The sequence below is a fragment of the Actinocorallia sp. A-T 12471 genome, assembly GCF_033875155.1.
Classification (GTDB): Bacteria; Actinomycetota; Actinomycetes; order Streptosporangiales; family Streptosporangiaceae; genus Actinocorallia.
Window position 1 is genome coordinate 530,807 of record NZ_JAWZTE010000005.1, and the last position, 6,487, is coordinate 537,293.

Below are 6,487 nucleotides of genomic sequence, written 5' to 3' on the forward strand. Positions count from 1 at the left end.
GGGTGGGGTCAGCGGAAGGAGTTTCCATGTCCACCCGGCTGAGCCACACCGTCCGAGGCGTCGACCACGCGGCGTTCCCCACGTTCGATCCACGGGGGACCGTGCGCTTCTACCGCGACGTCCTCGGCTTCCCCGTCGTGCACGCCACATGCGCGCTCGGCTGGGGCCCGGAACGGCATCCGGACTTCATCCACTTCTTCTTCGACATCGGCCAGGGCGACAGGCTCGCGTTCTTCTACTACTTCGGGCTCGCCGCGCCGCCCGAGCAGAACGTCGGCGAGCTGCTGCGCCGCGCCCGCCACCTGGCGATCCACGTCGACACCGAGGAAGACCTCCTCGAATACCGGCGGCGGCTCGACGCCAGCGAGTGGAAGTGCGAACTCCAGGTGCGGCACGAGACCGTCGAGTCGATCTACGTCAACGACCCCAACGGCTACCTCATCGAGATCACCAGGCCGCTGCGCGCCATCACCGTCGAAGACGACATCGACGCCAACCTCAGCGTCGACGCGCTGCTCGCCGTGGTCGAGGAGGCCGAGCCGACCTTCGAGCGCTTCCTCCAGCTGAAGGCCGAGCTGATCGTCGAGCGGTACGCCGACGAGACCCCCGGGGTGACCTTCGCATGACCACCCTCTTCATCCTCGACGTCGCGGACTTCCGCCCCCTCGCCGAGGTCGCCGCCCGGCTTCCGGAGGTGACCGTCGGCAGGCGCGGCCCCTACTTCACCGTCTCCGCCGACGCGCCGTTCGAGATCGAGCGTGCCGCGACCGGATGCCGCAACGCGGTCTGGTTCAGCTCGGTCGCCGCCGTGCGCGGCGGCCGCGTCGCCCGGTGGGACCGCACCGCCCTGCGCGTCGAGCCCGACCCCACGGAAGGCCGATCCGCATGACCGCCGAAGCAGTCGACCGCCTTGGCGCGGGCCGCGACGTCGAACGCGTCTCCCGGCCGGACGACGTCCACACCACCCTGCACGAGCTCGCCACCTTCGACGGCGCGCGCGTCATGGGCGTCCTGCACGAGCGGCCGGGGGCCAGGTCGGTGATCGCGCTGGCCCACCCGCGCCAGTCGCTCGCGCACCACCCGATGATCGACTGGTTCCTGCGGATGGGCCTGTCGGTCTGGACCCAGGACACCCGCTCGCCCAACAACGACATCGCGCTGGTCCACGAACAGGCGATCCTCGACGTCGCGGCGGGCCAGGTCTTCCTGCGCGACCACGGCTACGAGACGGTGCTGACGTTCGGCCACTCCGGCGGCGGCACCCTCATGGCCTTCTACATCGAGCAGGCCGCGCTGCCGCCCGCGCAGCGCATCGACGTCACCCCGGCGGGCCGTCCCGTCCCGCTGCCCGCCGCGCCCATGCCGGTGCCCGACGGCGCGCTCTTCCTGGCCCCGCACCCCGGCCAGGGCAGGGTCCTGCTCAACTGCATCGACCCCTCGGTCGCCGACGAGTCGGACCCGCTGTCGGTCATCCCAGAACTCAACATGTACGACCCGGCCAACGGCTTCGCCGAGCCGCCCGCGTCCTCCTCCTACAGCGCCGACTTCGTCGCCGAGTACCGCGCCGCCCAGGAGCGCAGGATCCGCCGCATCGACGCCCTGGCCGACGAACTCGCCGCCGAGGCGTCGGCCGCGCGCGCCCGCCACGCCGAGACCCGCGACCCACGTGACCGCCGCGTGGCCCTGGCCCCCCGCATCATCACCACCTACCGCACCGACGCCGACCCCCGCTACACCGACCTCTCGCTCGACCCGGGCGACCGCCCCTACGGCTCCCTGTTCGGCCGCCGCCCCGACCTCACCAACTACGGCCTCGTCGGCTTCGGCCGCCTCACCACCCCAGACTCCTGGCTGTCCACCTGGTCCGCCTTCCGCTCCAACGCGATCTTCGAACGCTGCGCCCCCGGCATCCACATCCCCACCATCTACGTCGACTTCTCCGGCGACCAGGCCGCCCCCACCCCCGACGCCACCCGCATGTTCGCCGCCATAGCCACCCCCCACAAACTCCACGCGACCGTCCCCGGCCACCACTTCGGCCAACCCCTCACCCCCACCCATCCCCCCGGCTACACCCTCGCCGCCCAAACCTTCCACCCCTGGCTCACCACCCACTACCCCCTAGCCCCCTAACCCCACCCCACCCCCGCGCCGACTCGCAGCGCGGGGCTTGCTCGGTCCCTCTCTGCCCGTGCGGGGGTGAGACGCAGCGCGGGAAGCGTGCGGTCCCTGTTTGCCCGTGCGGGTGAGGCGCAGTGCGGGAGGCGCGTGATTCGCGTGCGTCGTCGGGTGGGCTGCGGAGCTAGTGGGTTGGGTTGGGGGTCAGCGTTTGGGTGGGGATGGGGTGGCGGGGGTTCGGGGGCGGAAGAGGCGGGTCGTGGTGACGAGGGCGGCGATGAGGAAGGCGACGCCCATCGCGGTGACGAAGATGGGTTCGATCATCACCGTGAAGGAGGGGTCGGCGGTGAAGACCTCGGCGCGGGCGCCGGTGTCGCGGGCGGGCGCGGTCCAGCCTTCGGGGATGTCGTCGGGGACGTCGCCGACCAGCTCCACCCAGGAGCGGACCTGGCCCGTCTGAGCTGTGAAGGTGCCCTTCGCGTCGCAGCCGCCGTCCTTGCGGCCGCAGACGAGGTCGTCGAGCCGGAAGACGCCGGGAACGCCCTCGCCCTGCGCGGCGTCCAGGCGCGGCCCGATCGCCGCGAATCCGCCGAGCACCGTCAGCACCCCGGCGAACAGCATCGCCAGCGCCGCGACCCCCGTGCCAAAACCCCTGAGCCCGCCCATTCCACACCTTCCCTTCCCCTCCTGAGACGCCGCGCCCCCACCCCCGAGTTCTCCCAACCCCGCACTCCGCCTTGCGACCGCGCGGCGGGTCACGGGGAGTTGGCGGCGGTAGGTCCTGTGAGGTGAGGTTCGTCTTACCTGGGGGTGTGGGTTGGGTGGCTGTGGGGGCAGTGATTGTCCTCTCGTTTAGGTGAGGTGCCTTGGGGGGCTTCCTTGGGGTCTCTTAAGCGCGCGGTACGCGGGGGTCGCGGGCTCACGAGCCCGGTTGTTTCGAGTGGAGCGGCGGGGGCACCAAGGGGAAACCTCGGTAAACGAACGGACAGGCACAGGTCATGACGGAGGGTGAGGAGCGGGGGATGGCATGCGACACGGCACCGGAGCCGAGCGCCTCCGTCGGGACGACCAGGCACGACATCGACACGATCAAGGGACGGACGCACCGATGACGCACTCGACATCAGACAGCGCGAGCAAGACGAACGGGACAAAAGCCAAGAAGGCGGCGAAGCGCGCGGGCGATGAGGCGCGTGAGCTGCGTGCGGGGATCGACAGGACGCGGGAGGAGCTCGGGGAGACGGTCGGGGCCCTGGTCGCCAAGGCCGACGTGAAGGCGCGGGCGCGTGATACCGCCGATCAGGTGCGGACCTCGGTCCGCGACACCGCGCACGACGTCAAGGAAGGGACCCGCGAGCGGGCCGAGAAGCTGACGGCGGGCGCGCAGGACGGGTTCGCCGCCGCGCGGACCAGGACCGCGGAGTTCGGCGACCGGACCAGGCAGGCCGTCCAGGACCCGGAGAACAAGGCGAAGGTCAGGGGCGGCGGCGCGGCCGTCGCGGCCGGAACCGCCGCGCTGGGCCTCGCGGTCTGGGCGGTGCGCCGCCGTCGCCGTCCGCGCACCCCCTGGCAGAAGGCGACGCACGCCTCACGACAGGCGTTCGACCAGGCCCTCGCCTACGGCGGCGCGGCACTGCGCGGCGACCGTGCCGCCCAGGCCGTCGCGGCCGGACGGAAGGCGGGCAGGAAGGCGAGCCGCCGAGCACGCCAGCAGGCCCAAAAGGCCACCGGACGCGCCCGCGACCTCGCCCCCCACCCGACGCCGAAGGCCGGAGCCGCCCTCCTCGCCGCGACAACGACCGCCGCCGCCGCACTCGCCGCCTACCGGCTGGTCAGGAACACCGAGGGGACCCCCGCATGATGTACCGCGGCCTCTCCCTAATGCTCAGCAGCCTCAGCGCACTAACAGCCGCCAAACCCTTCACCCTGCTCTGACAGAACACAACAGGCGAAGACGAGCCACCCCGCCCCGACGCCACCGACCACACCTGGACCCAGGTCCTGATCGCCGCGACCCTCCAGCGCACGATCGCCGACCTGGCCCACGCCACAATCCAGCGCGCCGGCGCCAAGAGCATCCGCAACCTAACCAGCTCCCACCCAACCAACAAGTAACCACCCACACACACCCAACCCCCAACCCCCAGCCCACCCCCGCCACCCAACCCGGACAACCCCCGCCCAGCGCACCCCGCCCGGACGACCCCGGGCAGCACGCACGTCACCCCGGCCGGACGACCCCCGGGAGGCACGCACGTCGCCCGGCCGGATCGCCTCCGGGCGGCGAACGCCCGCCACCCCGGCCGGACGGCCCCGCGCAGCGCACCTCGCCACCCCGGCCGGACGACCCCCGGGCAGCGCGCGCACGTCACCCCGCCCGGACGGCGGCCGTGCGGCGCACGCCGCGCCCGGCCAGGCCCCGGGTGCGCGCGTGCCGGGAACAGGTGGGAAACGGGACGCCGAGAACGAGGATGGGCGGGAGCGGGACGGCATGAGTGAGGAAGGAGCGGAGAACGCAGGCGGACCGCTGGAGGGTCTGACCGAGCTGAGGTCGCGCTCCTGGTGGGCGCGGTCCGGTGGTCGGCTTCGGAGTTTCAGCGGGGCGGGCAGGATGCCGTCCGGGCGGAGCGCGCACGCCGGGAGACGGCGCGAGCGGGGAGAGCGGGAGCCGGACGGGCACGAACAGGGACGGGCACGAACACGGACGGGGGCGGCATGAGTGAGGAAGTGGATAAAGCGGGTGGGCTGCCGGAGGGGCCGGGTGGGCTGAGGTCGCGCTCTTGGTGGGTGCGGTTCGGTGGTTGGCTTCGGGGTTCCAGGGGGGCGGGAGGGAAGGGGGACGGTGGGGGAGGGGAGAAGACGGGTGGGGTGGTGGAGGGGCCGGGGGAGTTGGGGGTGGGGGCTTGGTGGGGGGCGGGTCGGCGGGCGGTTGTGGAGTTTCGGCGGGATGGGTTGTCGGATTGGGCGGCGGCGTTGACGTATTACGGCGTCCTGTCGGTGTTTCCTGCGATGCTCGTGGTCGTCTCGCTGGTGGGGCTGGGTGGTCGGTCGATGTCGCAGCGGTTCCTTGACAATGTGGCGACGCTGGCCCCGGGGGTGGTCAGGGAGGTTTTGACTGACGCGCTCGGGGAGTTGCAGAAGGGGCAGGGCGGGGCGGGGGTCATCGCGATCCTCGGTCTTGCGGGGGCGTTCTGGTCGGCGTCGGGGTATGTCGGGGCGTTCATGCGTGCGTCGAACGCGGTGTACGACGTGCCGGAGGGGCGGCCGATCTGGAAGACCGTGCCGCTGCGGATCGGGATCACGGCGGTGACGCTGGTGCTGCTGTCGGCGTCGGCGGCCGCCGTCGTGGTGTCGGGGCCGCTCGCGGAGCGGGTGGGGGAGGTCGTCGGGCTCGGGTCGGTGGCGGTGACGACGTTCGACACGGTCAAGTGGCCGGTCCTCGTCGTCGGCGTCAGCCTGATGATCGCGCTGCTGTACTGGGCCGCGCCCAACGCCAAGCAGGGTTTCCGCTGGGTCACGCCGGGCGGCATCCTCGCGACGGTCCTGTGGCTCGCCGCCTCGGCGGGCTTCGGCGTCTACGTGGCGAACTTCGGCTCCTACAACAAGACCTACGGCAGTCTCGCCGCGGTCATCGTCTTCCTCGTCTGGCTCTGGATCACCAACCTGGCGATCCTGCTCGGCGCGGAACTCAACGCCGAACTCGAGCGCGGCCGCGCCATGGCCGACGGCCACCCCGAAGAAGCCGAACCCTACATAGAACTCCGCGACACCCAAGCCCTAACCCACGACCCACCCCCACCCCCCGCATCCCACGCCACCCGTCCCGCCGGTCCCCGCCTCCCAACGCCCGCGTCCTCACGCCGCCCGTAACCCGGGCCCCGCCCGCCAACGCCCTCTGCCCGCGCCACCCGTAACCCCGGGCCCCGCCCTCCAACGCCCGCGTCCTTACGTCGCTCGTCACCCGGGCCCGGCCCCTCAACGCCCGCGTCCCACGCTGCCCGTTACCCGGGCCCCGCACCCAGCGCCCTCTGCCCGCGCCGCCTGCTACCCCGGCCCGGCCTGCCCCACCCCGTGCGGCTGGCCTTATCCCGGCCCGGTGCCTACCCGCCCCAGCCTTCCCCACCCGCCCGAGCGGGCCCCGGCGCGGCCTACCCCTGCCCGCCCGGCCCGCCCTGCCCGCCCGGCTCGCCCGGCTCGCCCGGCTCGCCCGGCCTGCCTGGTCTGTCCCGGCCCCCCTGCCCGGCTTGCCCTACCTCGGCCTCGCCCGCTGTCCGCACGCCGCCCGTTACCCCAGCCCGGCCTGCCCCGTGCCTACCCGGCCCGGCCTACCCGGCCCGGCCTACCCGGCCCGGCCTACCCGGCCCGGCCT

At 72.9% G+C, this 6,487-nt stretch carries 6 protein-coding genes and 1 pseudogene; 6 read left to right on the forward strand and 1 reads right to left on the reverse strand.

The genetic code is table 11. The annotated features are described in order from the left end of the window. Window positions 1-26: 26 nt before the first annotated feature. The 3 genes from R9X44_RS17985 to R9X44_RS17995 are packed head-to-tail and all read left to right on the forward strand — an operon-like array spanning window position 27 to window position 2,133. Complete coding sequence (locus R9X44_RS17985) at window positions 27-626, forward strand: VOC family protein (protein ID WP_319815341.1); 600 nt, start codon at window positions 27-29, stop codon at window positions 624-626. Further along, on the forward strand, window positions 623-889 hold the full coding sequence (locus R9X44_RS17990) for a hypothetical protein (RefSeq protein ID WP_319815342.1): 267 nt from the start codon (window positions 623-625) through the stop codon (window positions 887-889). Before R9X44_RS17985 ends, R9X44_RS17990 begins: the two co-directional genes overlap by 4 nt. Then, a complete protein-coding gene (locus R9X44_RS17995; RefSeq protein WP_319815343.1) occupies window positions 886-2,133 on the forward strand; it encodes a hypothetical protein in 1,248 nt (415 codons plus the stop codon). Before R9X44_RS17990 ends, R9X44_RS17995 begins: the two co-directional genes overlap by 4 nt. A gap of 189 nt (window positions 2,134-2,322) precedes the next feature. Here the strand turns inward: R9X44_RS17995 and R9X44_RS18000 are convergent, their stop codons facing one another. Continuing rightward, window positions 2,323-2,784, reverse strand: coding sequence for a hypothetical protein (locus tag R9X44_RS18000; protein WP_319815344.1), 462 nt, complete (start codon window positions 2,782-2,784; stop codon window positions 2,323-2,325). A 442-nt stretch (window positions 2,785-3,226) separates the two neighbouring features. Here R9X44_RS18000 and R9X44_RS18005 point away from each other — a divergent pair, with 442 nt between their 5' ends. The 3 genes and pseudogenes from R9X44_RS18005 (at window position 3,227) to R9X44_RS18010 (ending at window position 5,988) form a co-directional block, all read left to right on the forward strand. Next, a complete protein-coding gene (locus R9X44_RS18005) occupies window positions 3,227-3,979 on the forward strand; it encodes a DUF3618 domain-containing protein (protein WP_319815345.1) in 753 nt (250 codons plus the stop codon). Between the two features lie 92 nt (window positions 3,980-4,071). Further along, window positions 4,072-4,233 (forward strand): annotated as a pseudogene (locus R9X44_RS35770) (DUF4235 domain-containing protein); the annotation flags it as partial. Between the two features lie 816 nt (window positions 4,234-5,049). Continuing rightward, complete coding sequence (locus R9X44_RS18010; protein ID WP_319815346.1) at window positions 5,050-5,988, forward strand: YihY/virulence factor BrkB family protein; 939 nt, start codon at window positions 5,050-5,052, stop codon at window positions 5,986-5,988. The last annotated feature ends 499 nt before the right edge of the window (window positions 5,989-6,487 follow it).